Raw genomic sequence first — 24,122 nt, 5'->3', positions numbered from 1 at the left:
CGGAAACACGGAAAACCGCATTTCCGGCTTTGCTGAGGTCAGGCGGCTCGATCGAGCAGCTTCTTCGCCTTGCCCTCCATGTCGAGGCGAGCGTCCTGGTGCGGCTTGTCGCGCGCGACGGCGGTGATGCCCTGCACGAAATCGAAGATACTCTCGGGCGGGCGACCTTCCTCGGCGAGCACCGTGTCGATGATCTTGCTGGTCTCGGCCTTCGAGAAGCCGCGGCGGCGCAGGAAGTCGGTACGATCCTCATCGGTGCGCGCCACGATCCGCTCGCGGGCCATCTTAATGCCGTTGACGAAAGGCAGGGCTGAGGAATTGGCGAAGTTCGCCAGTGCCGGTGCGGCCTCATGGGCAAAGCGGTTGGCGGCATATTTGGAGTGGCGGATGGTGATCTCCTCGAAATCCTCCACGCCCCAAAGATTCCGGTTCTGGCAAACCGCGCGCAGATAGAAGCTCGCCATGCCGAGCGTCTTGGCGCCGACCTCCGAGTTCCAGCAGTAGAAGCCCCGGAAGTAGAGGTCGGGCGAGCCATCCGGCAGACGGCCGGCCTCGATCGGGTTCAGATCATCGACCAGGAACAGGAAGACGTCGCGGTCCGAGGCGTAAAGCGTTGTCGTATCGTTGGTAATGTCGACGCGCGGATTGTAAATGCCGGTCGACCAGTCCAGCACGCCGGGCACTTTCCAGCGTGTGTCGCCCGTGCCGTTGCCGGCAATGCGCTGCACGGCCTCGACCAGCTCGTAGTCGAAGATACGGCCATAGTCCGGGCCGGTGACGGCGCGCAGCTCGATGCGGCCGTTATCGGTTTCGAGCGTTTTGATCTGCTCGGCCCGTTTGGACGTCAGGCCATATTGCAGATTGATCGCGGCGAGCGGTGCTGGGAGTTGGCGTAGATAGGCGGCCGGCGCGCCGACCAGGCTGGCCAGTTGGCCGAAGCTCCAATGGGTTGGGGCGATGGGCGTATCCGTGCCTGGCAGGATGAGCGCCAACCGCTCCGGGTCGCTGCGGTTCGCCTCCACATGGATGAGCGCGCTTTCCACCACGCGCGTCCGGCTGTGGTCGGCACGGTCGCGAACAGCCCGAGCCAACTCGGATAGAGAAAGGTAGCGCTCGTCGGCCGGGCGCGAAAACCATTCGGACGAAACGCGGCCGATCCGCTCGCCGCGGCCGACATCAACCTTGTAGCCGCCGCTGGTGTCGCGGCGCGCGTCGAGAACTGAAACCTGGGTCATGGGACCAATCTCCATGACGGGCGCCGGAGACCTCTTCTCCAGCCCTCAACCCGTCACGGAAAATCCCTCCGCACTCTCACTCTCGGGGGGGGCGTTGCGGGGTCTCCCCGCAGAAGGGGTCGGACGAGACGCTAGGCTCGGCCGCAGGGGAAGGCTTTCCCCTCATCAAAGCGAAGTTTAACTCGAATTTTAGTATATCAATTACGCCGCCATTTACCGGGCACGGCTATTATAGTCGCACCTCTCGTCAAGTATGTTGTCAGGCGGATCTTCTTTGCTGCGCATCCAGAATGAAATACTCCGGATGATAGCAAACGGCGAACCGCTGACGGATACGGCGCGGCGGATCTGCGAACTCGTCGAAACCCAACTTCCCGGCACCGTCTGTTCGATCTTAACCGTCGACCGAGCAGGCCTGCTTCATCCCTTGGCGGCTCCCAGTCTTCCAGACGACTATTCCGCCGCGCTCGACGGCATGGTCATCGGCCCCGAAGTCGGCGCCTGTGGAACTGCTGCGTATCTTCGGCAGACCGTGGTGATCGAGGACATGGCCATCGACCCGCGCTGTGCGAAGTTTGCATCGCGTCTCGATGGTCTCGGCGTGACAGCCTGTTGGTCCATGCCGATCGTGAATGACGAAGGCAATGCGGTCGCTGTTCTGGGGCTCTATCACCGTGACGCGCACGTGCCCGACAGCACGGAACGGGCGTTGGCCGAGGCCTGCGTGGACCTCTGCACAATCGCACTTCGTCGCAACGAACGGATTGCGGCCCGGGAGCGGCGGGCGAATATCGACGCCTTGACTGGCCTGCCAAACCGGTCGGCCTTCGAGGCGGCGATGGCGAACATTCCCTGCGACGATGTCGGTTCGTGGGGGCTGTTCATCCTCGATCTGGACAATCTGAAGGTCGTGAACGACACGTTCGGCCACCTCGCTGGCGATGCGCTGATCCGGACCGCAGCGAGCCGCATCGCGCGCGTAATGGCGCCGGACATCACGTTCCGGCTTGGCGGCGATGAATTCGCCGTCGTCATGCAGGCGCCGGACGTGCTTAGCGATCTCGACGCGGCCGCAGCACGCATTTTCGCGGCGCTCGAGTTGCCGGCGCCGTGCGCTGGCCATATGGTGGTGCCGCGCGCGACGATCGGGGGAGCTGTGCTCGCGAAGGCTGAAGCGACGGCAATGGCCGTGAGCGAAGCCGCCGATTTTGCGCTTTACCACGCCAAGGAGACCGGACGCGGCGGCTTCGTCCGCTATTGGCCGGGCATCGGTAGTCGCATCACGCGGAGGCGGGATGCCATTCGAGATGTTGCCGAGGCGCTTAAGGACGATCGTATCGAGGCGCACTACCAGCCCGTGGTGCGCTTGGACACCGGCGAGATCATCGGTCTCGAGGCGCTTTGCAGAATGCGCACGGTCGAAGGTGAACTAATTACCGCTAGCGACTTCTATGAGGCGACGACAGACGCCCATGTCGCCGCAGAACTGACAGAACGGATGCTGGCCGCCGTTGCCGGAGATATCCGCCGTTGGCTGGATGGTGAAATTCCGGTCCAGCATGTCGGTATCAATGTTTCGATGGCCGATTTCTACACGGGCAGCGTGGCGAGAAAGCTTCAGGCCGCGTTCGGGCGCGCCGGTGTCTCGCTGAACCACATCATCCTTGAGGTGAGCGAAGACGTGTATTTTGGGCGACGTGACCGTGTTGTCGCGAAGGAGATCGAGTCCCTGCGCGCAGCCGGCGTGCTCGTCGCGCTCGACGATTTCGGAACCGGCTACGCATCGCTCACACATTTGCTGAACGTGCCGGTCGACATCATCAAGATCGACCAGGCGTTCGTTGCCCGGCTATGGCCAGATGACGCCAGCATGGTGATCGTTGAGGGCCTCATCGAGATCGCGCGCCGCCTGGACATTCGCGTGGTCGCCGAGGGCATCGAGACGGAAGTGCAGGCTAGCCAGCTTTGGGCGATGGGCTGCCAGCTTGGGCAGGGCTTTGCCTTTTCTCGCGCGGTAGGCAGCAAGGATATAGAGACGCTGCTGCGCAGACATGCGCAGGGAATCCCCGGGGTTACACCGTTGTTTGCAGGACAAGGGGCCGTGCTTAAGCAAACCGGTTCGGAATTACCCCTGCAACGCCGCGCGGCGGCAAGCTGAGCTTAGCGATCTGGCGTGACCGACGCGCCAAGACTCGCGTCGGCTGGGTCGGCCTGCCAGTGGACAGGAGCCGCTGACAGGCCGCAAAAGCCTCACGGCATGGCGACGTGCCAGGCGCCATTCAGAAAGCCGTCGCCGGTGATGTCGCCCGGCTTGGCGTCCTTTACCCAGGTATAGAGCGGCCGACCGCGGTAGGCCCACTGACGGGACCCATCATCGCGGGCGATGACTGTGTAGCCGCCACTTGCCTGCGCATCGCCGGGCGCGGACAGAGGAGGCCAGTTGGCCGCGCAAGGGCCATTGCAGGCGGACTTTCCGTTCGCATCCTTGTCGAACGTATAGAGCGTCATGCCCTGGTCATTAGTGAGCGTCGGTCCCTTGGCGCTCTGGCCGGTCTTGGCGGGCTCGGCAGCGAAGGCCGCGCCGGACATGGTGATTGCGAGTATCGCGGCGAGTACGGTTTTAGTGAGCATGGTTGTCTCCGTGGTGAGGTCGTGACCGCCGAGAGACAATCGGGAAGCGCAATTATTCCCGCGCCGCCAGAATTCTTGTCGTGGATTTTTAAGGGGCAAGAAATTTTTCGGTCCGTTGGAATAAATCCGCCGCGGCGTTGTCTTCCGCTCCAACCCGGTAGACGGAGCGAGAAAGCCATGAACAACCGAACACGAGCGATTGCCGCCTTGGCGATCGTAATGGCATTCCCGCTTTCGGCGGCCGCGCAGCACGCTCATCACCAGCGCCCCGCAGAGGCCGCGTCGGCGCTTTCGGAGGAAGCCAAGACATTCGTCGCCGAGAACGACGCGGCGATGGAGCGGATGATGGCGGCGATGCATGTGGCCCCCACTGGCGACGTCGATCGGGACTTCATCGCGATGATGATCCCGCATCATCAGGGCGCAATCGATATGTCCCGGGCCGTGCTGCGATCAAGCCGGAACGTGGCCGTGCGGCGGTTAGCGCAGGAGATCATCGTGACCCAGGAAGATGAAATCCGAGCGATGCGTCTCGCGATCGATCCTCCGGCAGCTGCAGCGCTCGCTGACGTGAAAACAGAACAGGATCGTTGATCATGAACCATCGTTTGCTCGCCCTCGTACTCGCCGGCTGCTCGCTCTTGTCGCTGGCGCCAGCACTGGCTGGTCAAGCTCCACGCGCAGCGTCAAGCGCCGACATCCCGATCAGTCGCACCGACCGGATTTATGCCGCTGACCAGTTCTCCAATACCGTCTCGGTGATCAGTCCTGCCGACAATCGCTTGCTCGGCGTCATCCGGCTCGGCGATCCGCAGCCCGCCAACCTAAGCCCACTCTATCGGGGGCAGGTTCTCGTGCATGGTCTCGGCTTCGCGCCCGATGGGAAGACGCTCGCCGTCGTGTCGATCGGCTCCAATTCCGTCACATTCATCGACACCGCCACGAACGCGGTGAAGGCCACGACCTATATCGGCCGCTCGCCGCACGAAGCCTTTTTCACCCCGGACGGGCGCGAACTCTGGGTTACGGTACGGGGTGAGGACTATATTTCTGTAATCGATGCGGCGACCTATGCTGAGAAAACCCGCATTCGCGTTCCCGCCGGCCCCGGCATGCAGATCTTCTCGCCGAGCGGGGAATATGGATATGTTTGCTCGTCGTTCACGGCCGAGACGGTCGCCATCCGACTGGGCGATCATCAGATCGTCGGGCGGATCAAACAGGACTCGCCGTTCTGCCCGAACATCGCTGCGAGCCCCGACGGCCGGCAGGTCTGGCTGACGTTGAAGGATATTGGCCGTGTCATGGTCTTCGACGCCAAGCCACCATTCAACGTCATTCGCACGATCGACACCGGGCCGCTCACCAACCATGTCAATTTCGCGCACACGATGACGGGCGACTTTGCCTATGTCACGGTCGGGGGCCTCAACACGGTCAAGGTCTTCCGCACCGACAATTTCGAGGAGGTTGCAGCAATCCCGGTTGGTCAGCTGCCGCACGGCCTTTGGCCCTCCGGCGACGGAAGCCGCATCTATGTCGGCATTGAAAACGGCGACGCGGTCGCGGCGATCGACACGGCGACCAACCGGATCGTCGCGCAAATTCCGGTCGGCCAGGCCCCTCAAGCCGTGGTCTATGTCGCCAACGCAGTGCCCCAGGGCGATGGAACGACCGGGCTCCAGCCCCTCGGTGTCGCGGCGCAAGCAACCCATCTCACGCTCAGTCCAGTTGACGCCTCTACGGCTTCACGCGGTCAAACGAGCGTCTCCCTCTTCGATCAGGGTCTGACCCAGGTTCTTCAAGCCGCAGTGGCTGGTTTGGAGCCACGCAAGCCCTATATCCTCGGGCTGGCAGAACGGGCCGATGGTTCAGGACCGATCGAGCCGCTCGCCAGCTTCAAGACAAATCCGGCGGGCTCGGCGGTTGTGAACGCGGTGGGGCCGATTCGGCAAGTGGTCAGGGACCGAACAGGCGGGCAGGCTCGCTATCTGGTCATTGTCCCCGGCACGGTTTCAGAGCATGGCGACCCGGTCCAGGTCCAGTCGCGAGCCTCCTGAATCGGGCGATCGGAGATAGCCATGCAGGACATGATGGCCCTGGTTGAGCCGCTGATACCGTCGCTGCGGCGCTACGCGCGCAGCCTGCTGCGCGACCAGGCGGGGGCCGACGACCTGGTGCAGGATTGTCTCGAGCGCGTGATCAGTCGTTGGCATCAGCGCCGCGCCGATGGCGACGCCCGTACATGGGTCTTCACGATCCTGCACAATCTCGCACTCAATCGGCTGAAGCAGAAGACGCGTCGCGGTCCGCATATACCGGTCGAGGACGTGAGCGAGGCCCTGTTCGCGACCGCTCCAGCGCAGGAAGATCACCTCCACCATAGCGCGGTTCTCGCCGCCCTCACGAAGCTTCCGGATGATCACCGCAGTGTGCTCCTCCTAGTTTCTGTTGAAGATCTTTCATATGCGGAGGCGGCAGCCGTGCTCGGCGTCCCGTTGGGCACCGTGATGTCGCGCCTCTCGCGGGCGCGGCACCGACTTGCCGAAATCATTGAAGAAGGCCCGGGTCGATCAGCGACGACGGGAGCCACGCTCAGGAGGGTCAAATGAGCCGTCCGATCTCCGAAGACGATCTCAACGCATATATCGACAATGCGCTGCCCTTGGCCCGGCGCCTTGAGGTGGAAGCCTATCTGGAGCGCAATCCGGATGTAGCCGCCCGATCTGCGGTGTTCGGAGTTCAGAGAGAAGCGCTCCGCTCGGTATTGGGGCCGATCGCAGCCGAACCTGTGCCCCCACAACTCAATCTCACGCACCTGGCCGCTTCGCGACGCCGCCGCGACTGGGGCGGCTGGCGAGCCGCGGCAGCGGCCTGCCTCCTCCTTCTTGTCGGGGGCGCAAGCGGCTGGATGCTGCGGGGCGTCGGAACCGAACAGCGTGTCGGCATCAATGCGTTGGCTCAGGAGGCCTCATACGCCTACGCCGTCTTTGGACCGGATCGCGGCCGCCCTGTAGAGATCGCTGCGGCAGACAGCGCCGCCCTGGTCCGCTGGGTCGAAAATCGCTTGTCGCGCCAGATTGCGGTCCCGGATCTCACCGCGGCCGGATATCAGTTCATGGGCGGCCGGGTCGTCGCAACAGGAAACGGACCGGCGGGCCTGCTGATGTATGACGATGCGAAGGGCGGTCGGATTGCAATCCTGATGCGGCCGATGGTGCAGGACCAGAATGCATCAATGGCGGAGCATCGCGAAGGCGACGTCTTTGGCTACGCCTGGGCCGACAACGGCATGGGGTACAGCCTCGTTGGCGGCAGCGACAATGCGAGCCTGCTTCATCCCCTCGCCGACGAAGCGCGCAGGCAGTTCCGAGCGAGGACCTGATCCGCATTTTTACGGGTGAGATTCCGGCAGGCAGCCGGCAAATCGGCCAGACTGCCGCACGACGATTGAGGAATAGGAAGGCCGCGTCTACGGATCACCTATGGCCAAGCCTGTGTCGACGACTGCCTCCACTGACCGCCTCCTCGAGGCGGCGTTGGACCAGTTCTCCCGGTTGGGGTTTGAGGGCGCGAGCACGCGCGCGATTGCTGAAGCCGCTGGCACCGCGATGTCATCGATCACTTACCACTACGGCGGTAAAGACGGGCTGTATCTGGCGGTTGCGGACCACATCGCGTCGCAGTGCGGCGTATTGTTCGAGAACGTCCTGATTAGCGGTTCTGCCAACGCAATGAGCGACCACGATATCCGTGAGGGCATCGACGAGCTGGTTTCCATCTTGGTGCGGCTGATGCTGAATGATCGAAGCGCGCCTTGGGCAAGCTTCATCGCGCGCGAGCAGTTGAAGCCGGGCCCTGCTTACGATGTTCTCTATGACCGGCTGCTGGTGCGCGTTTGCGGCCGTTTGATCGACTTCATTCTGCAGCTTGGCCGTGGGCGTTGGACGAGCGCTGAGGTCAGGCTGAAGGCGTTGGCTGTCCTTGGGCAAGCTCGCATGGTCTGCACGGCAGCAGAGATGTCGAAGCGCGTGACGGGGCGCGACCCTGGAAACGCCGATGACATGGCGGCCATAGAGCACGCCGCGCGTCAGAACTGGCGAGTCATATTGGCGCTTGGGGAGGAGATTCAGCCCGAACTTGTTCGCGCGGCATCATAACGCTTTCAATTATTGCACTATCCTCAAATCGGATTGGACAAGGTGCTGACGTCGGTACGTCGTGGCCGGTCATGGATGACCAGAGTGTATCGGCGAAAGTGACGAGAAGCCGTAGTCTTCGCAGGGCTGCGATGCGCCTGCTGTCGGTGCTTAAAGCGGGATTGGTGGCAGGCTGCACGACGATGGGAATTCCGGCCAAAGGCGACGTACCGCTGGCGAATGTCGACCTCGAATGGATCTATGGTGCCTGGTATATCGTAGGCACCATCCCGAACTTTCTGGAACGCGGCGTGGTCGGTGGATATGACGTCTACGGCCCGGGACGAAATGGCCGCATCCGCGAAGACTTTCACATGCGTCGCGGCGGGTTCCACAAAAAGCAACAACACTACACCGTCGCCATCGACGTCCTTCCCGATACCGGGAACGCTGATTGGCGGGTCAAGCCCATCTGGCCGTTACGGCTGCCGTTTCTGGTGGTCTATGTCGATCCGGATTATCGCTACGTACTGTTCGGCGAACAGAACCGGAAGTGGGGATGGATTTACTCGCGTACCAAGCAGGTATCGGATGCCGATTATCAGATGCTTCTCGGTCGGTTCGCGGCGCTCGGCTGGGACAGTTCGCTTTTCCGTAAAATCGTACAGACGCCCGATCAGATTGGAGCTCCCGGCTTCTTGAGCGACGGCATCAAACCGTCGCCGGTCGAGTAAGCTGACTGCAGGCGAGACCGATGCCGCGGGTATGGGGAGCGCAAGTTGCGACGCTATCGGAAATCCCGCGTTTTCTCGTGTGTGCGCAGTCCTTTGGTCGCTACGTCGCGCGGATCGGGCGTCGGGGAGCCATGATGAACTTCGTCCCCGCATGCTGAAGCGGAACGTGGCGTCCCGATTACCGCCGCTGGCCAGATCGGCCGCAATATCTGACCGGCGCGGGGCCACGAGATGCACCACCCTCACGCTGGACGCGCCTGCGCACAGCGAAGCGAACATGCCTGCCGATAGGACGAAGGGCGTGTCGGCGCGGGCCCCTACGATTGGCGCCGGCATTGGCGTTTTCCAGCATCTTGACCATGCGCAGACCGAGACGGCCGGCGGGCGGGTTGTCGCCGGCGGCAGGCTTCAGGGTGGAGTGTCGAGGCCCCCGGTACGTCCACCTGCCCTCAAAGGGGCGTTGAGAGACCTCGCAGGGGGGGCGGCCGAGCAAGTCTCGGGCACCGGAGGAGGCTGTCCTCTCTTGGTGGTCCCTATACTTCGGACGTTCAGCGCGAGAAAGAGTACGGACGAATGGCCGTTGAACCTGCTATCAGTATTTTGAGCCATTCCGCGATGAAGGACGATTACTCTCGGCCCATCAGCTACGCTAACGGCCGGGGAGGATTGTCATGGATTTCGAGGATCTTGTTACGGCGCTTTCGCCGCCGCCAAACCGGGTCGGAAAATCCGACGGCGAGCACGAACACCATCTCTACGAAGGCGCGGTCATGGTCGCCTATGCCATGCACCTGTTGCGGACGCAGGATACCCAACACGTGCGTGTTCACCCGGATGGAGAGCACGGCAAGCAATTCGACTTCGCGGCCTGGCTGCTTCGACGCGACTTCATCAAGATCTCCAGCGTCGGCACCACCAGCTATGGCGGCACCTATCGGAACGCTGCGGGTCAGGAGGTCACCGTCAATCCAAAGTCGGGGCTGGGGGATGTGGTCGCAGAGGTCGGCAACCACGTCATCTCCGCCGAATGCAAAGGCGGGATCATCAACACGAGGCATTCCGGCCAAGTGTCCCGGCTCTACAAGGGCTTGTGCGAGACCGTCGGTATGTTGATGGCGACGCCGTCGCAAGGACGGCAAGTGGCCGTCGTCCCTTTTACGGAAGGCACCTTGCGTCTGGCCGAACGACTGGCACCGCGTTGCGCCCTGGCCGGCATCGAGATTGCCCTGGTGGGCAGGCGCGGCGAAGTCAGGGATGTGCAGCCTGGGTCGGCTGGGGGTTGAGATGGTGAGACACTCCGCACGCTCATCTCGCGGCAAACGCGCGCTGTCCATCGAGCCCACATTGGGCTGGACCTATTTGTCCCGCGAGGCGCTGGCCCGCGCCAAGGCGCAAATGGATGAGGAATCCATGGGCGTACGCGACGAGATCGGATTCTTGACGATCCATCAACGCTACGCCGATCGCTTCTTTCCGGGCACTTCCGTACTGCATACCCGCGCTCGCTACGCCCTCTTCGTGCCATGGCTATTCGAAGATCTTGCCGGGATGACGGGACCCGCGGCGCAGCGCGCCTTGCGCGAACGCGAACGGCAGCTTGCCGGCCGGCTAAGGGAGATGGGAGAATCCCAGGTTATCGGGGGACGTGTCTTCCCCAAACCGTCGAGCCAGCCGCCTTCAACCGTGTATTGGAATGCGCTTGCGGTGTGGGGAATCTTGCGTCCGCGATTGAATGAGCGGACCGTTTCGCGCGGTCAGGCTCACAGGCTGCTCAGGACCGCCGGCGCGACAACGGACGACGATGGTCAGCCGCTTCTCAGTTTCGATCCGCCGTTCGTGCCGCTTCCAGAACGCCCGGAAAATTGGCAGGGCGGCGACATCACGCTTCGGCTGACGGCTGAGGAAGCCGAGTTTCTACGCGAGCGACTTGTTCAGTTACGTCGCAACGGCGGCAACGAACTGTCTCTGCTCGCGCGGCTGATTAAAACCGAGACGGAAGCGCCCGCTGAAATGTGGGCGGACGAGACACAGGCAGTCGCTGGACCCGATCAGGCTGCGCTCATGCGAGCGCAGCAGGCGGCCAGTCTCGCGGGCGTGGGTCGTGCCGTCTACGATGCATTGCTGGAGCGCGTCGTTGAGGTCGACGACAAACGGGAAATCGCGAACCGTCATCGCGATCACTTGGCGGCAATCATCACAACGCACGGTCGCCTCGCGGCCAAGCTCGATATCAGCGCGCTCGAGGCGGATATCGGCGCTCTGCCACCCAAATTGCTTGCTGTCGTAACGGCGACAAGGGACTGGATTGCTTCGAGATCGGGCAATCCCACCGCGCTATTCGATGTCTATGCCGCGGCTGAAGCCCGCAAAGGGCCACGCGCCCGGCTTGCTCCGACGCCCAATGGACGTGCTCGGCGCCTCGAATGGTCGAGCGACGAACATGGCTTGGCAAGCCCGCTCCACTATAGATGGGAGCAAGTCAGCACGCTTCTCAACGACCTCGCGGAGGCTGCATGAGCGGCGAGGTCGAGAACTGGCCAGCCCTCTCATTCCTGGAGGGCTTGCGACCCGGTCCCGATGAAAGCGTGGATCTGGCCCTGCTCGCGTCCTACTCGGCAGATCTAGGGACGATCGGTGCAACCTTGCTCGCCCTGGCGGGTAAGGACAGCGATGCGGGTCGTGGCAGCCCGTCCGACTTCGCCGACGCGGTCGAGCAGTTGCGGGGTAAGGTGCGGATCATCATTCAGCGCGGGCGTCTTGCGAAGATGCGGCGGACACCGCGCATTGCGGCGGTGCTGGACCAGTTCGTCCGCGAAGTGGATTTCGACGAAGCGACGCACAGTTGGCATCCCAAGGCCGCATTGGTCCGAACACGCAGTGAGGAAGGCGACATCGGCTGGCGCTTATGGATCGGGAGCCGGAATCTCACAGAGTGCGTCAATCGCGACATCGGGCTCCTGCTCACCTCGGGGGCGAAGGGCGGTTCTCCGATTCCTGGGGCAGACGAACTGGCGCGTGCGTTGGCTGACCGGGCCGCACTCAAGGGCGTGCGCTCGGCTGCCCTTGCAACGACGATTGCGAAGGTGGCGTGGCGAGCGCCGGCGGGTGTCCGCGTAGAACGGATCCACTGGTCGGCGGGCAATGGAGGCCAGATCGCGCCCATCCCGCCAACCGGAACCGATGAAGTCGTGATCGTGAGCCCCTTCATCGACAAAACTTTCTTGGCGCGTCAAACGCCAAAGGGCGGGAAACCAGTGCGGCGCGTGCTGCTGACGACGATGCGCGAGATCGAGCGGGTCGGACCGTCGCTGGCGGCGTTCGATGATTTGCTGGCGCTGGACGCACCAGATTATCCCGTTGGTGATCCCGAGGCTGAATCTGTCTCCTTGGCTTCCGCGACCGATGGTGACGAGGAAGAACAGATCGGCCGGGGCCTTCACGCAAAACTGTTGTTCATTCGCGCCGGTCGCAAGCGGACACTGTGGTTGGGAAGCGCGAACGCCACCATGCGCGCTTGGACTGGACGCAACGTCGAGGTGACAGCCGAGCTGCTCATCACGGACGTAGTTGAAAAAGGCCTGAAGGCGCTCTTGGGATCGGCCCGGCTCGTTCAAGCGCCGGATACAGAGTATGCGCCCGATGCGGCGCTGCTGGAGGAAGAGGCGCTCGAACGGGCACGGGCGCAGGTGGCGGCGCGTTGGGCCGCGACGCTCGGGATCGACGGAGATGAGGCGTCTCTTACCCATCGCTCAGATCTCTATCCGGGCGGCCCGCATCCGGACGAACCCGATATCGTGCTGGAAGTCGGGGCACTTCATGGCGAGCTTATTATCTGGCCCGCACAGCAAGATGAGGTGAGGTTGGGGACTGTGGTTCCCGCTGAGCGCAGTGAGTTTGTGCGTTTACGCGTCAGTCGCGGTGACAAGGGGCTCTCGTGGTTGCAACGGGCACCGGCCGAACCGCCGTTCGGAGAGGATCGCGACCGCGCGGCCTTCGTGCGGTTTCTCGGGGCCAGAGGATTCCTTCTCTGGGTGGCCGGCCTGCTGGCCGATGACGGTCGGCTCAGCGAAGGCGATTGGACGGATGAAAAGCAGTTAAACCGGAAAGGCCTGGGAGCAAATCCAGCGCTCGATCTCTCCCTGCCGACGCTGGAAGAGATGTTGGCGGCGTGGGCGCGCGACCGGGACAATTTCCGCGAGATCGAGCGAAGAGTCTCTGATTACCTGCCGGCCGTGCTTGAACAGGCAGCCCAGGAAGATCCGCAGACGGCGGCGATGCTGAGGCGCTTCAATGATCTGTGGAGCAAGCTTCGGATCGGTCTGGGCGCTAACATCAGGGGCACGCATCCGTGAGCGAACCCAAACCGTTTCAGGAAGCAGCGGTCGATGCGGCGCTATTGGCTTTCGCGAACCAGACGGGGCGGCGGCGCTTTCTGGTGGCCGATGAGGTTGGTCTGGGCAAGACCGTCGTTGCAAAGGAAGTGGCGCGCCGCATGGCCGACGATGGCCACCGGCCTTTGGTGATCTATTACGTCGCCAACGGCCACGCGGTGTCCCATCAGAACAAAGGCCGTGTCGTAGGTTTCCTGGACGATGGGCCCTTGGAAAAGGCAACCAAAACGCCGGATAGGCTTTCGTTGATCGCGGTCGCGAAGCGACCAGACAGCCCGGTTTTGATCTATGCGCTGACCCCTGCGACTTCCTTTCCCGGCGCGCGCGCGCGTCTAACGGGCGGACGCAAAGAAGAACGCGCGTTCCTGAAAGTGTTGCTCGAGCGGGCCTATCCCGCATTCGCACGGGATCTTGATCCGGACATCCTGCGGCTGAGTGCGCGGGGGTCCTGGGACTGGACTGTCAAGGACGCTGAGACGAAATTCGCGACTTCGCCCGCCCACCTCACACAGCGGTTTCGCGAAGCCCTTGCGGCGGAGTTTGGCGAGCCGGTGCGCGCGAAACTGGAGCTCGCGGTGCTGGGTGACGCCGAGAAGAAGATCAAGCCGCTGAAGCCGACCACCTTCGTTGGCCATCTCCGTCGCGCGCTAGCGCTGGCGACACTGCGCCATCAGCCGCCCGATCTTGTTATTCTCGACGAGTTCCAGCGCTACCGCCAGATTCTGGAAGAGAAAGACGCCGATCCGCTTTTGAAGGCGCTTCTCGAGCCAGCAGGCTCGACCGTTCCGCCTGCAATTTTGTTGCTTAGCGCCACGCCTTACCGACTTTTGAGCACTCGGTGGGAGGAGGCCAAGGGTGCGCTCGCTCACGCCGAGCTCCTCGAACTGATCGAATTCCTTGCGGGCCGGGGGGTTCGTGAACGCGCAAAGACGCTCTTTTCCGGTTTCGGCGACAAGTTGCGTGACATCGCGGCAAATGCCGATGCCAGCCGCCCCGACCTAGCGCACGACGTGGCCGAGGCTGCCAAGCTCAGAGACGAACTCCGTAGCCTGCTGACCCCTGTGATGTCGCGAACAGAGCGGGACAGCGTGGGGTCGACCGATCCGCTGGCCGGAACACAATTCCTCAACGCAGATCCTGAGCCCGAGGATTTTCAGGTCTATCGGCATCTGGTGGACAGCTTCACTGAAGATGTGCGCTATGAGGCGCTGCCCTATTGGTCGTCGGTTCCGTTGCCGGCCCAATCCCTGGGCCCGCGATATGCGGCGTGGAAGCGCGCAAAGATCAAGGCCGCGCCCAAACTCATACGGATGACGCGCGAGCGCCGGAACAAACTCAGCGCGCCCGTGGCCTGGCCGGATGCGAAGCTCCGGGCACTCAGCGGCGTCGCTCCGCCCAAGCTCCTGTCGTTGCCGTGGGTCGCGCCATCCCTGCCGTGGTGGTCACTCGGCGGAGGCTGGAAAAGCGGAGAGGCCGACCCCAAACTCTTGATGTTCAGTCGCTTTCGCGCAACGCCGCCAAGCGTTGCCGCGCTTCTGAGCTTTGGCGTCGAAGCGCATTGTCTTCCGAAGAACAAAGGCGGTTATGAGAAGGCTTATAGGCGACGGCGCTTCAAATTAGCGGCGGTTCCGGGCCCGGTCATGGCCGTGTTCCATCCGTCACCATGGTTGATCCGTCACACCAACCCGCTTGTGAAAGCGGGTGAGCCGCTCAGCGTCATTCGTAAGCTGGTGCGGCGACAGATCCTCTCGGCCCTGCCCAAAGGGATTGTCGAACGGGACACCTCGAAGGCCCGGCGTCGGCATCGATCCATTGGACAGGTCATAGCCGCGATTGAACGACGCGCCGGTATGGCGGAACAGTCAGCCGCTGGTTGGAGCAGTGCAATCGGCGATGATCGCGCCGCTCGTTCTGCCGTCCAGAAGTGGCGGCAGGTACAGCCGATCGAGAGGCTTTCCCCGATCGAACTTGAGGACCTCGTCGACTATGCGATCGGAGCGCCGGGTGTGGCGCTTGGCCGGGCATTGCTCCGGCATGATTCGACGATCCTGGATTCGACCCGCTATCCCAGCTTGGTCCAGCTCAGTTGGCAGAGGCTGCGCCCCTATCTCGACAACCCGGTGATACTGTCTTCGTTGCCGGGCAAGACTGCGGTCGAACAGGTCATGGGCGCGGTCGTGGATGGCGGCTTTGAAAGCGTCCTGGACGAGCATTTCTGGCTGCGCGCGCAGAATCTGCCTGAAGGCGTTGTGGGTCTCGCCAAGGATTTGGCGTCATCGCTCGGACTGCGCGCCGGTAGCTTCAGCTTCCACGGAATTGGCGGTCAGCCGCACAAGATATCAGTGCGCTGCCACGTAGCCGTACCGTTCGGGGATGCCGAGGCCGAGCCCGCCGTCAAAATGGAAGGCGGCGTCGTGGAGACCGCTCCAGCGCGACCCGATGAGATTCGCCGAGGCTTCAATACGCCCTTTTGGCCGCATGTGCTGGCCACGACGTCTGTCGGCCAAGAAGGGTTGGATTTCCATCCTTGGTGTTCGCATGTGGTCCACTGGGACCTCTCGTCGAACCCTCTTGACCTTGAACAGCGCGAGGGTCGCATCCAGCGCTATGCTGGATTGGCCGTCAGGCGCCGGCTCTCCGTGATGTTGCGCGACGATGTGCTGAGAGACGTCACCGCCGCAGAGGGCTCGCCGTGGCAATGCTTGCAACGTCATGCCGAGCGTTTCGGCGATACCAGCGGCCTCCGTCCTTGGTGGGTGCTCGAAAAGGCGGAAATCACCCGGCACGTTTTTGAGCGACCTTTCGGCCGGGATGTGGCGCGCTTCGCTCAACTTCGCGAACAGCGCATGATCTATCGACTGGCGCTCGGCCAGCCCAATCAGGAGGACTTTATCGACGTGCTGTCACGCGGGGGTGAGGCGACTCGTGCGCTCCTGCAGCCCCTCGTTCTAGACCTGTCCGCCATGGGGCTTCGATCGACGATGCCACCCACGCTGGAAGAACTGGATAGGAATCGCCCGGCTGTGGAAGCTGTCGTCTAACGGGACTGACGGCTTCCCTCTTCATCTTTCAAGGCTCACGTCGCAGGCTTGGCCGGTTCCGACCTCACGTTCGGACGTTGAGTTGTGTGGCGGTGAAACTATTGGCTGACGCCTCCTGATAAAGCGCATCAAGCGTCGGCCCCAGCGCGAGCAACGCGGCAATACGTTGGACCATTTGGCGCAGCCAACGCCGCTCATCATCGGTCAGCGGTTTCCCATCGCGCCGATCGGACTGACGATAGCCGAGCCATTTTTTGAGCACCGGATATCCGCCAAGCTGATACTGCCAGACGGCTTCCGGTACGTGGCTGAAGTGGGCTTGGCCGTTGATGAATAGGTCACCAGTACGTTCACCCCATGCGTCAGCGCTGGTTGGGCTGGGCATCTCATCGTCTGTAAACGGCCTTGGAATCCATTTACCCTTGCCGCCGCCCCAGTATGTTACGGTAACGATTAGGTCATCTGCGTTGATGACCTTTCCATCCTCGCGGCGAAATTGGGCAAGATGCTTGGCTCGTTCTTTTGTCAGCACGGTATCGATGACGCTACGAGCGTCGCGATTAGCGTCAAGCAGTTGGGCGACTTGCTCACCAGCAGCGGCCAGCTTATTCAGGAGTCCCGCGTCCTTCGGGATTGGAAGATGGGCCCAGTCGCTTGAGAGGGCGCTTTTGTTCTCAGCCTGGTAGCTCGGAGCGTGTAGCAGCGCGAAGGCTGATCGAAGGATTTTGCCCACGAATGCCCTAGCGTCGTCGCCCGTGCGATCCCCTTTTAAATCGAAATGTGCGCGCAGGACCCGCCAAGCCGGTTCCGCGATGTTTGCTTCTCGGTTTGCCAGCAGGTCGTCGCTAACGATCTCTCGCGGAAAAACTACCGACCCCCGTTCGTGGACGTGGAGACCAACCAGCGTCGTCGAATAAACCGGCGAAGTTTCACTGGCCTTTCGAGGTTCCGGAACGGTGATCAGAAATTCATTTCCATCCTTACTCTTCGAGAAATCGGGACTATGCCGATCTAAGAGATGAGGATGATCCGAATAGTAGATCCACCGACGATCAAGTGGGAAAGTCAGATATGGACGGATGCGCTTTTCCTCATAGCCAATCTGGCGCATTTCCGACCATACTTTCGGCGGATCATAGTTCGCACGGCTGATTGCAAAACCAGGGTGGGCAGTGGCTACCTCCGAGAAGTCGTCAGCCGAAAAATAAGTTTTCATCCGTGCGATTAGATCGGCTTCCGATGTGTCCACAACGGTACCCTCCAGGCCTCTGCTGGGATTAACCGCCTGGAAATTAGCTAAGAAAAACTCATCGAGGGCTACCCAGGCCTCAAATCCTGCTTCTACGAAGCGAGGCGCCAGTCGCCAACGTCCTTCGGCGGTCGGTTGGACGCCTTTGTAGACGGGAGAATTTCCAATTTCAGTGGGGGTCCCGCTAGGAAGGCTGGCGATCAGCTCCTGACGCTTTGTCGATGCTGGCCCCCAGAAATCTCGATAATTGACCTCTGTTGCGCTTGGAGAAGAAGCTACTCCTATTCGCTTGATCCAAGTGGTTATCGCCGTACCGGGTTGGATGCCACGCGGATCCATTTCGGTTGTGAAGACGCTGTCGCCACGCGTGCCGGCACCGGACAGGTCCTTCGGAATCATCTTGCCGGTGCGATATTTGTCGCCGTTCAGATTATCGACCCAGACGGCGTGAAAACTAGAAAGTAGCGATCTGCGCATTAAAGGATGCGACCGGCCAGTAAGAAAGGACGAATTGGATATGAAAGAAACGACGCCGTAATCTGCGGCAACTCCGATTCGCTCTTCCGCCAGGCGAAAGAAGCGCACATAGAGATCGTCCAGGAGCTGCTTCCGAACTCCAAATTCTTCATAGAGCTGACTGCTGCCACGTTGTTTCATCAGAGGCTGGCCGAATCCGTCCCGCTTGACCGTACCATTTTTTGTCTTCTGCTCGACTAGCTCTATGCCTTTGTAGTGAGCAACCAGCTCTGCCTCCTCCGCTTGAGCTGCGCCGGTGAACCGATCGTAAGGCGGATTGCCAATCACTACGATGATCCGCGCGTCGCGCTTCACTTGCTGGGAGGCATCGAACTCTTCACGCATTTCAGGGAAGTTGAGTTTGATATCGCCATGCTCCGTCCATCCTGAGAGGGCATTCGTCAGAAACACGGCCAAACGGCGTGTGGGATCGGGTTTGGCGCCAAGCTGCTCAAGTAGGAGGTAGAGCTGAAGCTGGGCGATAGCGAACGGCGCCGTCAGAATTTCGAAGCCCATGACACGGTTCTGGAAGGCGCTTGTAAGCTCAAGCCCGACTGTATCGGCATCGCCTTCGGAGACTAGCTCCTCAGCGATACACCGCGCGACCTCGAGCAGATAAGCGCCGGTGCCGCAGCACGGATCGAGCACGATGACATCCGGATCGGCCAGACCCCTGGCTCGGCCAAGCTCGGTCTTTAGAAGGTAATGAACCCTGCGAACCTGATAGCGAACGATCTCGGGTGGAGTGTACCAGACGCCCAGATCTTCACGTAGTTTGGGGTCAAAGGCCTCGAGAAATGGTTCATAGAAATAGGTGATGGCCGCGATCGACGTCTCGCCATCAATCGTCGGGAACGTCATGCGCGACCGGAAAAGGGGTCGATCTACACGGTTCAGAGTAGCGATGGCCCGCAACAGGTGAGGCTCAAGTCCTAGGTGCTTCATGCGAGAGGGGTGGCGGATGTCGTGCAGCAAGGCGTCCAAGAACGGAATTGGCAGGAACGTATGCGCGTCGTCGACGTCGAACTGGGCGCCATCATCCGCTTTCTTGTCCCAAAGAACCCAAGCAGCAAACAGGGCGTAGATGACGGATTGAACCAGCGACGATCGGAAGAAGCGCGCACCCTTTTCGTCATCAACGTCGAACGCGAGTCCGAGAGCTTGACGGTAATCGTCAAGAAGCGGCTTAAGCGGCTTAAGGTCATCAGGCAGCGCTTCCTTGGCGTCGCGGGCCTGTCGTGCGAGGACCTTGGCGAGATCGGCCGGCGCTGCGATGCGGGCCAGATCCGTAACTGCCCGCGTGATGATTTCGACGAGGGCGACAATCGCTTCCGGATCAACCTTGGCCTTGGTGCCGCCGGTAGCGGCCGACCAAAGATCGACGGTTTTTTCAAGCAGGCGATGGGCTGGCGGTACCGGCGTCACACCGTCTCTAACATAGGCCGGATCGCAGACAAGAAGCCCAAAGCCGCGCACATTGCATAATAAGACCACGCCGGTTTGTGCGAGATAGCGGCCGATTTGATCCTTCTGTTCGGTCGATACCGCGAGGTCCTGCAGACTGGTGTTGGCTCGCTTCACTTCTCCATACACGCCTACGAATAGAGCACCGTCGCCCAACACGAAGTCTGGCATGTCGTGGCTTGATGCTCCCTTTTCCGACGTGCCCGTGCGGACGTCGAAGGGCAGCTTTTCGTGTCGGAGAACGCTGGTGAGGAGCGTGCGGACATCGGGGTAGAACGTCGTCTCTGTGGACGTCGGAAGCGCCTCGAGGTTCCGCGTATCGGAGCAGTAAATAGTAATGGTTTCGGATAAGGTAAGGGCCACGCATTTAGTCCTTCACGTGTCTGTACTGACAAGAGTTTGCAGAACGCGAGGCAGCAATGCGTGGCGTATCTCTATCTCTAAATTGGAAAATCGACGGTGACGCGTTCCAAATCTTGAGGCGGTCCCGACCGCCGCTATAGAATTGGGGCCGTCTAGGAGTTGCAATGGCGGGTGGACACCAATTGCATCCTGAACGCGTGCACTCGCAAAAGCTATGTCGCCATCCAACACGTAGCCAAGCATGCAGCCGATAGGCAAACCTTCAGCATACTGTTCAGTGAGAAAGCGCATCATGCCCTGAGTGACGTACACAGTAGCCAAGGAACTGCGGCTTCCGCCGTTGGTCACGTTGAGCCGCTTGCACTCATAGGCCAGGTATCGCTCTCGGTTCCAGTCGAAGAGCACGGCGATGTCGATGATGCCCTTGCTGTATTTCGACCCGTCTGCAGCAAGACCGAACGGCTCGAACTGATATTCGACCCAGTGGCACAACCGACGCACCACGACGTCCTTGGCGAGGCGATCAACGAGGTTGATGGTGATGGCATCTTCCCCTGGCTGTTCGGGAAGAACCGCCATGCAGGCCGGCCACGCCGCCGCGATCCTCTCCAGGAAGCGATCATCAAACGAAATGAAATTATCGACCCATCCCTGCACATCGCCGATCAGCATCAGTCCGCGCCCCGCTGTTGGGGCAGGGCGGCGGCTTGCTGGAGGTCGAGCGCTATCCCATCGGCATCGGCGAGCGCGGTGGAGCGCAGCCAGAAGCGCATCTGCATAGGCTTGATGAGGTAGAGACAGTCACCGACGAAAACGCGCAGGTCCGGCATGAGCTGGAAATTGCCGTCCAGGGGCCTGTGGATGTGGGCTGCTAGTTGCTCAAGTACGTCGCTGAGCTCGCCGGCCGCATCTTCGGCATAGTCCTCATGGCCGCCCAGGTGCAGGCGAAGTATCGCAAGGTCAGCGCCGCGCGCGACGAGGCGCGCATCGATCTTTTTGCCCTTGAACCAGTCCGCTAGGCTGGCCGACAATGTGTGTGCGTACTGAGCCCGTTGCAGCTCGTCGGGCGCGCCCCAGAGTTTCGGAAAGTGGCCTTCATGGGGTTGAAGCGCAGGAAGGATCGCCTCGACGGTATCGTCAATCAGCGCGATTTCGTCGGGCGACAGGCAGAAATATTGGTACGCCAGCCGGTCGATTGTTCGCAAGATCTCGCCGTCATCAACCTGCATCGAGAACGGCTCCTTGGAGCGTTGGCGTGCATCGTCCACAATCGCAATCAGCTCAAGGGCGGCTTGTGCGGCTGCGGCGTCATCGGGGACATCGTCGGGCGACGGGAACGGCAAGTGGAGCAGGTCGGCCTGCTGGACCTCGGGTCGATCCGAACCGAACGAGGCGGTGCCATGAAAGGCGTACCAGACCGCCACGCGGCTATTGAGGATCGCCGTCAGGACCTTGGCGCGGTCGCTCTGACCGTCCGGCACCACGATCGCCTGGAAGATATGCTGGAACGTAAGCGGTTGATCGCAATAGGCGGCCCGAAGGCGGTTTTGCGAGGTCTCCACCCCCCGCGGGATTAGGATGCGTGAGCCTTCGAATCCGGCCTCAAACCCGCGGCGACGAACCGTCAATGAAGGGGCCGGCAGCAAGCCTTCCACCGCCTGTGCCAGGCGTGAGTAGGCTGCAATGGGCAGGTCCGGCAGGCGGCCGACATACGTGCTGTCGAGTGGAGGCGCATCGCTATCGCTGTCTTCATTGAACGGCTGATAGCCTTGCCCGATTACCCATCGATCGCCCGGCTGTTCGCGGCGACGGCTTAGGCCGCCAAAATCATGGACGAAGGCCTGTAGCTTGGGAAGCCTTGCGAGGTAGCCGAAGAGTTTGGCGTCCGGCTCGCGCATCCAAAGGCGCTGCTTGAAGATGAGCGGGTTATCGAGAACCGCGCCCACCCCGAGCGCGGCCTTGTCCGTACTGCTCAGCGTGATGACGCGCTTGATGCGCAGGTTGAGGTCGGCCTTTGGCGCCCAGTAGTCGAAGCGATACGGGAAATTATCCGGGTTCGCGTTGCCGTAGATGATCAGAGCTGCGGGGCGATGGGCTTTCTCGAAAAGCTGGAACCGAAGATCAGCGAAGTTGATGACGCGGCGGACCTGGGATTTTCGGAAGAACGCATCACGGGCATCGACCGTTTTCTGGGCGTGGTTGTGCAAAAACCCCATTGCCGGCAGCAGGAACGCGATCAGTCCGCCGTCGGCGAGGTGCGACAGGGCCTTCCAGCTGAATGCCCAGGCGTCTTCGCCACCGGGCATGGGATGGCCTGTTTTCTTGCTCCATTGCACGGACGAACGCGCCGGACCGCGGCGGCTAGTCCATGGCGGATTGCCGATGATGACCTCGTATCGGGCGCCATCCGGCGACACTTCGAAAAAGTCACGGCATACGAGGGTCTTGCCCCAAAGCTCCGGGAGCAGTTTCCCCCGGGTGATCAGTTTGCGGATGTCGCGCGGTGAAACCTCCTCAAGGAGGGCGACGTAGAGTGAAAACACGGCTACCCGAACGGCGCCGCCATTCAGATCCCAGCCATGGATCTGACTCAGCAACGACAGCAGCGTCTTCCAGGAAATCGTCTGCGTCTTGTGTTTGGCGCGCCAGTGTTCGCAGAGCCGCTGGAAGGAGCGGACGAGGAAAACCCCTGAGCCGCAGGCGGGGTCGAGGAAGTTTCCTGTCGTCCTTGTCGCATCCGGCAACATCTCCCAAGCTTGGGAAACGACCGTGTCGGCGAGGAACATGGGCGTGTAGTAGGCGCCGTTGGCGCGGCGTTCGGCCTCGCGTTCACCGAGGAAACGGTCGTAGACGGCGCTGACGAGCTCGATCGGGATATAGCGGAAGTCATAGCCCCAGAACCGCTGCTGCCCGGAATGCGCCATTTCTTCGCGGCCTGACCGGAACCGGGCCAGGATCGTCAGATGGGCGGGCGTGACTTCCGGCGCCTGGCCCATGGGCTCGAACGAGCACGGCGCGACGAACAGATCGCCGTTGAAATCCGCATGGAGCGTTCGAAAGAAGGACCGGAAGAGATTGACGTCGCCTGTTTCCAGCAGCGCCGAGAAACTCTGGGCGCTCTTCTTGGAGACGGCCGCAAAGTAGGCGGGCGTTACGATCTCCCGGTCTTCGAGGTAGGCGATAAACATCGCCTGGATGAGCAGGGCCTGCGCCGCATCGGGCGCGAGCGCGGCCTTTTGCAGGAGGTCGTGGGACGCATTCAGATTGTCGAGGAGAACCTGGTCAATGCGCTCCTTCGGGGAGAAGTACTCGCCATAGTCTTTCCAGAGGCGTCCCGATTCCGCGCCGTAGATGAGATTCTGAAACCTCAGCGCTTCGGTCGTCAGACTGAGGCTATCGATGAGGCAGCGGGCCTCGAAGGCGTCGCCTGGATCGCTCAACGGAGTACGGGCGAGTGAAAACGCTCTGAGCGTATCGTCGGCGATAACTAGCAACAGGCTGGCCAAGCCCTGATTCCAGAGCGCGCCGTGAAGATCGATGATCGCGGCGCGGTCGTAGTGATCGGCTTCCAGGATCGCGACAGTCGGGACGCCCTGAACGCAGAAGATCGCCGATACGCCCATTTCAGTGAGGGCGGCTCGGATAGCCGGCGCGTGCGGCACGTCGCTGACGGCTTCGGCTGACTCGTAGAGTTCAGGCGAGCGCCGGTGTGTGAGCCCCAAGCGGTCTTTCCACTCCGGCGCCAATGCGGATGCCCGGGTGGTGGTCATGCTCGTTTGCTGCGCGGTTCAGGCTGCATGCCCACGGAGGTTGGGGGGAACTGCAGATGGCCCTGCACTTGATCCATTTCGGTTGCCGTGAGCGCCGCGCGCAAGCGCGCTATGATCGGCGCGCACGGTACGCAGAGGGTGGAAGCGTCCGGCGAGCGGCGATGGGCAAGGCTTGCATCGACAAGGCGGAAGTTGTCGGATTCGATCAAGGCGACGCAGTTTTCTAGTGAGAGCCAGGATTTTCCCCCGCATTCCTTAAAGAGCTGATCGAAACGATCGCCCACCGTCCCGACGCGCACGCCGAAATCCCGGACAAGTTCGGCGACGATCGCCATGGCCACGACGTCGCCGGGGGTGAAGCTGGGGGCATGCCCTTTGTGCAGTGCCAGGGCGGGGATGGCGTCCCGCCACGTGCGAAAAGCATCCACCGAGATGGAAAGCAGTTCGCGAATCTGGCTCTGAGTATAGCGCATTAGCCTATACTAGTTCGGAACCTCCCCCGGATCAACACGGGGTCAACCCCGGATTCGTTCGATTTATGTTCTTTTGCGGACGGCCTGATCTGACCGGCGGGCATAGGGGTGGGTAG

Annotated in this window: 17 protein-coding genes; 11 read left to right on the top strand and 6 right to left on the bottom strand. The window is 61.6% G+C overall.

Translation table 11 applies throughout. From position 1 onward, the window contains the following. Nucleotides 1-38: 38 nt before the first annotated feature. A complete protein-coding gene (locus EG885_RS03585) occupies nucleotides 39-1,235 on the bottom strand; it encodes a DUF932 domain-containing protein (RefSeq protein WP_131573103.1) in 1,197 nt (398 codons plus the stop codon). A 274-nt stretch (nucleotides 1,236-1,509) separates the two neighbouring features. On the opposite strand from EG885_RS03585, the gene EG885_RS03580 reads away from it, so the two are divergent. Beyond that, on the top strand, nucleotides 1,510-3,393 hold the full coding sequence (locus EG885_RS03580; protein WP_207392190.1) for a putative bifunctional diguanylate cyclase/phosphodiesterase: 1,884 nt from the start codon (nucleotides 1,510-1,512) through the stop codon (nucleotides 3,391-3,393). 92 nt (nucleotides 3,394-3,485) lie between these two features. On the opposite strand, the gene EG885_RS03575 is transcribed toward EG885_RS03580, so the two are convergent. Continuing rightward, the gene (locus EG885_RS03575; RefSeq protein ID WP_131573101.1) at nucleotides 3,486-3,866 is read right to left on the bottom strand and encodes a COG4315 family predicted lipoprotein; all 381 of its coding nucleotides are present in this window, start codon (nucleotides 3,864-3,866) and stop codon (nucleotides 3,486-3,488) included. 177 nt (nucleotides 3,867-4,043) lie between these two features. Between EG885_RS03575 and EG885_RS03570 the strand changes: the two genes are divergently transcribed. From EG885_RS03570 to EG885_RS03520, 10 genes are all read left to right on the top strand, one after another. Then, nucleotides 4,044-4,460 carry a DUF305 domain-containing protein gene (locus EG885_RS03570; protein WP_207392189.1) on the top strand — a complete coding sequence of 139 codons (417 nt, stop codon included), beginning with the start codon at nucleotides 4,044-4,046 and terminating at the stop codon, nucleotides 4,458-4,460. A gap of 2 nt (nucleotides 4,461-4,462) precedes the next feature. Continuing rightward, the gene (locus EG885_RS03565; protein WP_131573100.1) at nucleotides 4,463-5,926 is read left to right on the top strand and encodes a YncE family protein; all 1,464 of its coding nucleotides are present in this window, start codon (nucleotides 4,463-4,465) and stop codon (nucleotides 5,924-5,926) included. A gap of 21 nt (nucleotides 5,927-5,947) precedes the next feature. After that, nucleotides 5,948-6,478: an RNA polymerase sigma factor gene (locus EG885_RS03560; RefSeq protein WP_131573099.1), complete on the top strand. Its 531-nt coding sequence runs from the start codon at nucleotides 5,948-5,950 to the stop codon at nucleotides 6,476-6,478. Beyond that, nucleotides 6,475-7,251 (top strand): anti-sigma factor family protein, encoded by a 777-nt coding sequence (locus EG885_RS03555; protein ID WP_131573098.1) that lies wholly within the window; start codon nucleotides 6,475-6,477, stop codon nucleotides 7,249-7,251. The genes EG885_RS03560 and EG885_RS03555 overlap by 4 nt, the downstream gene beginning before the upstream one ends. A gap of 100 nt (nucleotides 7,252-7,351) precedes the next feature. Beyond that, complete coding sequence (locus EG885_RS03550) at nucleotides 7,352-8,026, top strand: CerR family C-terminal domain-containing protein (protein ID WP_131573097.1); 675 nt, start codon at nucleotides 7,352-7,354, stop codon at nucleotides 8,024-8,026. Between the two features lie 131 nt (nucleotides 8,027-8,157). Then, on the top strand, nucleotides 8,158-8,739 hold the full coding sequence (locus EG885_RS03545) for a lipocalin family protein (RefSeq protein ID WP_165571024.1): 582 nt from the start codon (nucleotides 8,158-8,160) through the stop codon (nucleotides 8,737-8,739). Between the two features lie 671 nt (nucleotides 8,740-9,410). Then, nucleotides 9,411-10,022, top strand: a complete 612-nt coding sequence (locus EG885_RS03535) for a hypothetical protein (RefSeq protein WP_131573095.1) — start codon at nucleotides 9,411-9,413, stop codon at nucleotides 10,020-10,022. After that, entirely contained in the window at nucleotides 9,994-11,256 is a 1,263-nt protein-coding gene (locus EG885_RS03530) for a DUF6361 family protein (RefSeq protein ID WP_341352748.1), read from the top strand. The genes EG885_RS03535 and EG885_RS03530 overlap by 29 nt, the downstream gene beginning before the upstream one ends. Continuing rightward, nucleotides 11,253-13,091 carry a phospholipase D family protein gene (locus EG885_RS03525; protein ID WP_131573093.1) on the top strand — a complete coding sequence of 613 codons (1,839 nt, stop codon included), beginning with the start codon at nucleotides 11,253-11,255 and terminating at the stop codon, nucleotides 13,089-13,091. Before EG885_RS03530 ends, EG885_RS03525 begins: the two co-directional genes overlap by 4 nt. Next, complete coding sequence (locus EG885_RS03520; RefSeq protein WP_131573092.1) at nucleotides 13,088-16,171, top strand: DEAD/DEAH box helicase; 3,084 nt, start codon at nucleotides 13,088-13,090, stop codon at nucleotides 16,169-16,171. The genes EG885_RS03525 and EG885_RS03520 overlap by 4 nt, the downstream gene beginning before the upstream one ends. A gap of 64 nt (nucleotides 16,172-16,235) precedes the next feature. On the opposite strand, the gene EG885_RS03515 is transcribed toward EG885_RS03520, so the two are convergent. From EG885_RS03515 to EG885_RS03500, 4 genes are read right to left on the bottom strand one after another with little or no spacing between them, the layout of a single operon-like run. Beyond that, nucleotides 16,236-19,763: a type ISP restriction/modification enzyme gene (locus EG885_RS03515; protein ID WP_131573091.1), complete on the bottom strand. Its 3,528-nt coding sequence runs from the start codon at nucleotides 19,761-19,763 to the stop codon at nucleotides 16,236-16,238. A gap of 12 nt (nucleotides 19,764-19,775) precedes the next feature. Next, nucleotides 19,776-20,435, bottom strand: a complete 660-nt coding sequence (locus EG885_RS03510; RefSeq protein ID WP_131573090.1) for a hypothetical protein — start codon at nucleotides 20,433-20,435, stop codon at nucleotides 19,776-19,778. Then, the gene (locus EG885_RS03505) at nucleotides 20,435-23,533 is read right to left on the bottom strand and encodes an HsdM family class I SAM-dependent methyltransferase (protein ID WP_131573089.1); all 3,099 of its coding nucleotides are present in this window, start codon (nucleotides 23,531-23,533) and stop codon (nucleotides 20,435-20,437) included. The genes EG885_RS03510 and EG885_RS03505 overlap by 1 nt, the downstream gene beginning before the upstream one ends. Continuing rightward, nucleotides 23,530-24,006, bottom strand: coding sequence for a hypothetical protein (locus EG885_RS03500; protein ID WP_131573088.1), 477 nt, complete (start codon nucleotides 24,004-24,006; stop codon nucleotides 23,530-23,532). Before EG885_RS03500 ends, EG885_RS03505 begins: the two co-directional genes overlap by 4 nt. Nucleotides 24,007-24,122: the final 116 nt, after the last annotated feature.

The organism is Paracoccus nototheniae (genome assembly GCF_004335005.1).
Lineage (GTDB): Bacteria > Pseudomonadota > Alphaproteobacteria > Rhodobacterales > Rhodobacteraceae > Paracoccus > Paracoccus nototheniae.
The sequence above is the reverse complement of the archived record's forward strand: the minus strand, read 5'-3'. Positions and strand labels throughout refer to the sequence as shown.

Excerpts from the sequence above, each read along its gene's own strand:
- EG885_RS03585 (WP_131573103.1), bottom strand. The coding sequence starts at position 1,235 with ATGACCCAGGTTTCAGTTCTCGACGCGCGCCGCGACACCAGCGGCGGC.
- EG885_RS03575 (WP_131573101.1), bottom strand. The coding sequence starts at position 3,866 with ATGCTCACTAAAACCGTACTCGCCGCGATACTCGCAATCACCATGTCC.
- EG885_RS03570 (WP_207392189.1), top strand. The coding sequence starts at position 4,044 with ATGAACAACCGAACACGAGCGATTGCCGCCTTGGCGATCGTAATGGCA.
- EG885_RS03565 (WP_131573100.1), top strand. The coding sequence starts at position 4,463 with ATGAACCATCGTTTGCTCGCCCTCGTACTCGCCGGCTGCTCGCTCTTG.
- EG885_RS03560 (WP_131573099.1), top strand. The coding sequence starts at position 5,948 with ATGCAGGACATGATGGCCCTGGTTGAGCCGCTGATACCGTCGCTGCGG.
- EG885_RS03555 (WP_131573098.1), top strand. The coding sequence starts at position 6,475 with ATGAGCCGTCCGATCTCCGAAGACGATCTCAACGCATATATCGACAAT.
- EG885_RS03550 (WP_131573097.1), top strand. The coding sequence starts at position 7,352 with ATGGCCAAGCCTGTGTCGACGACTGCCTCCACTGACCGCCTCCTCGAG.
- EG885_RS03545 (WP_165571024.1), top strand. The coding sequence starts at position 8,158 with ATGCGCCTGCTGTCGGTGCTTAAAGCGGGATTGGTGGCAGGCTGCACG.
- EG885_RS03535 (WP_131573095.1), top strand. The coding sequence starts at position 9,411 with ATGGATTTCGAGGATCTTGTTACGGCGCTTTCGCCGCCGCCAAACCGG.
- EG885_RS03530 (WP_341352748.1), top strand. The coding sequence starts at position 9,994 with ATGTGCAGCCTGGGTCGGCTGGGGGTTGAGATGGTGAGACACTCCGCA.
- EG885_RS03525 (WP_131573093.1), top strand. The coding sequence starts at position 11,253 with ATGAGCGGCGAGGTCGAGAACTGGCCAGCCCTCTCATTCCTGGAGGGC.
- EG885_RS03510 (WP_131573090.1), bottom strand. The coding sequence starts at position 20,435 with ATGCTGATCGGCGATGTGCAGGGATGGGTCGATAATTTCATTTCGTTT.
- EG885_RS03505 (WP_131573089.1), bottom strand. The coding sequence starts at position 23,533 with ATGACCACCACCCGGGCATCCGCATTGGCGCCGGAGTGGAAAGACCGC.
- EG885_RS03500 (WP_131573088.1), bottom strand. The coding sequence starts at position 24,006 with ATGCGCTATACTCAGAGCCAGATTCGCGAACTGCTTTCCATCTCGGTG.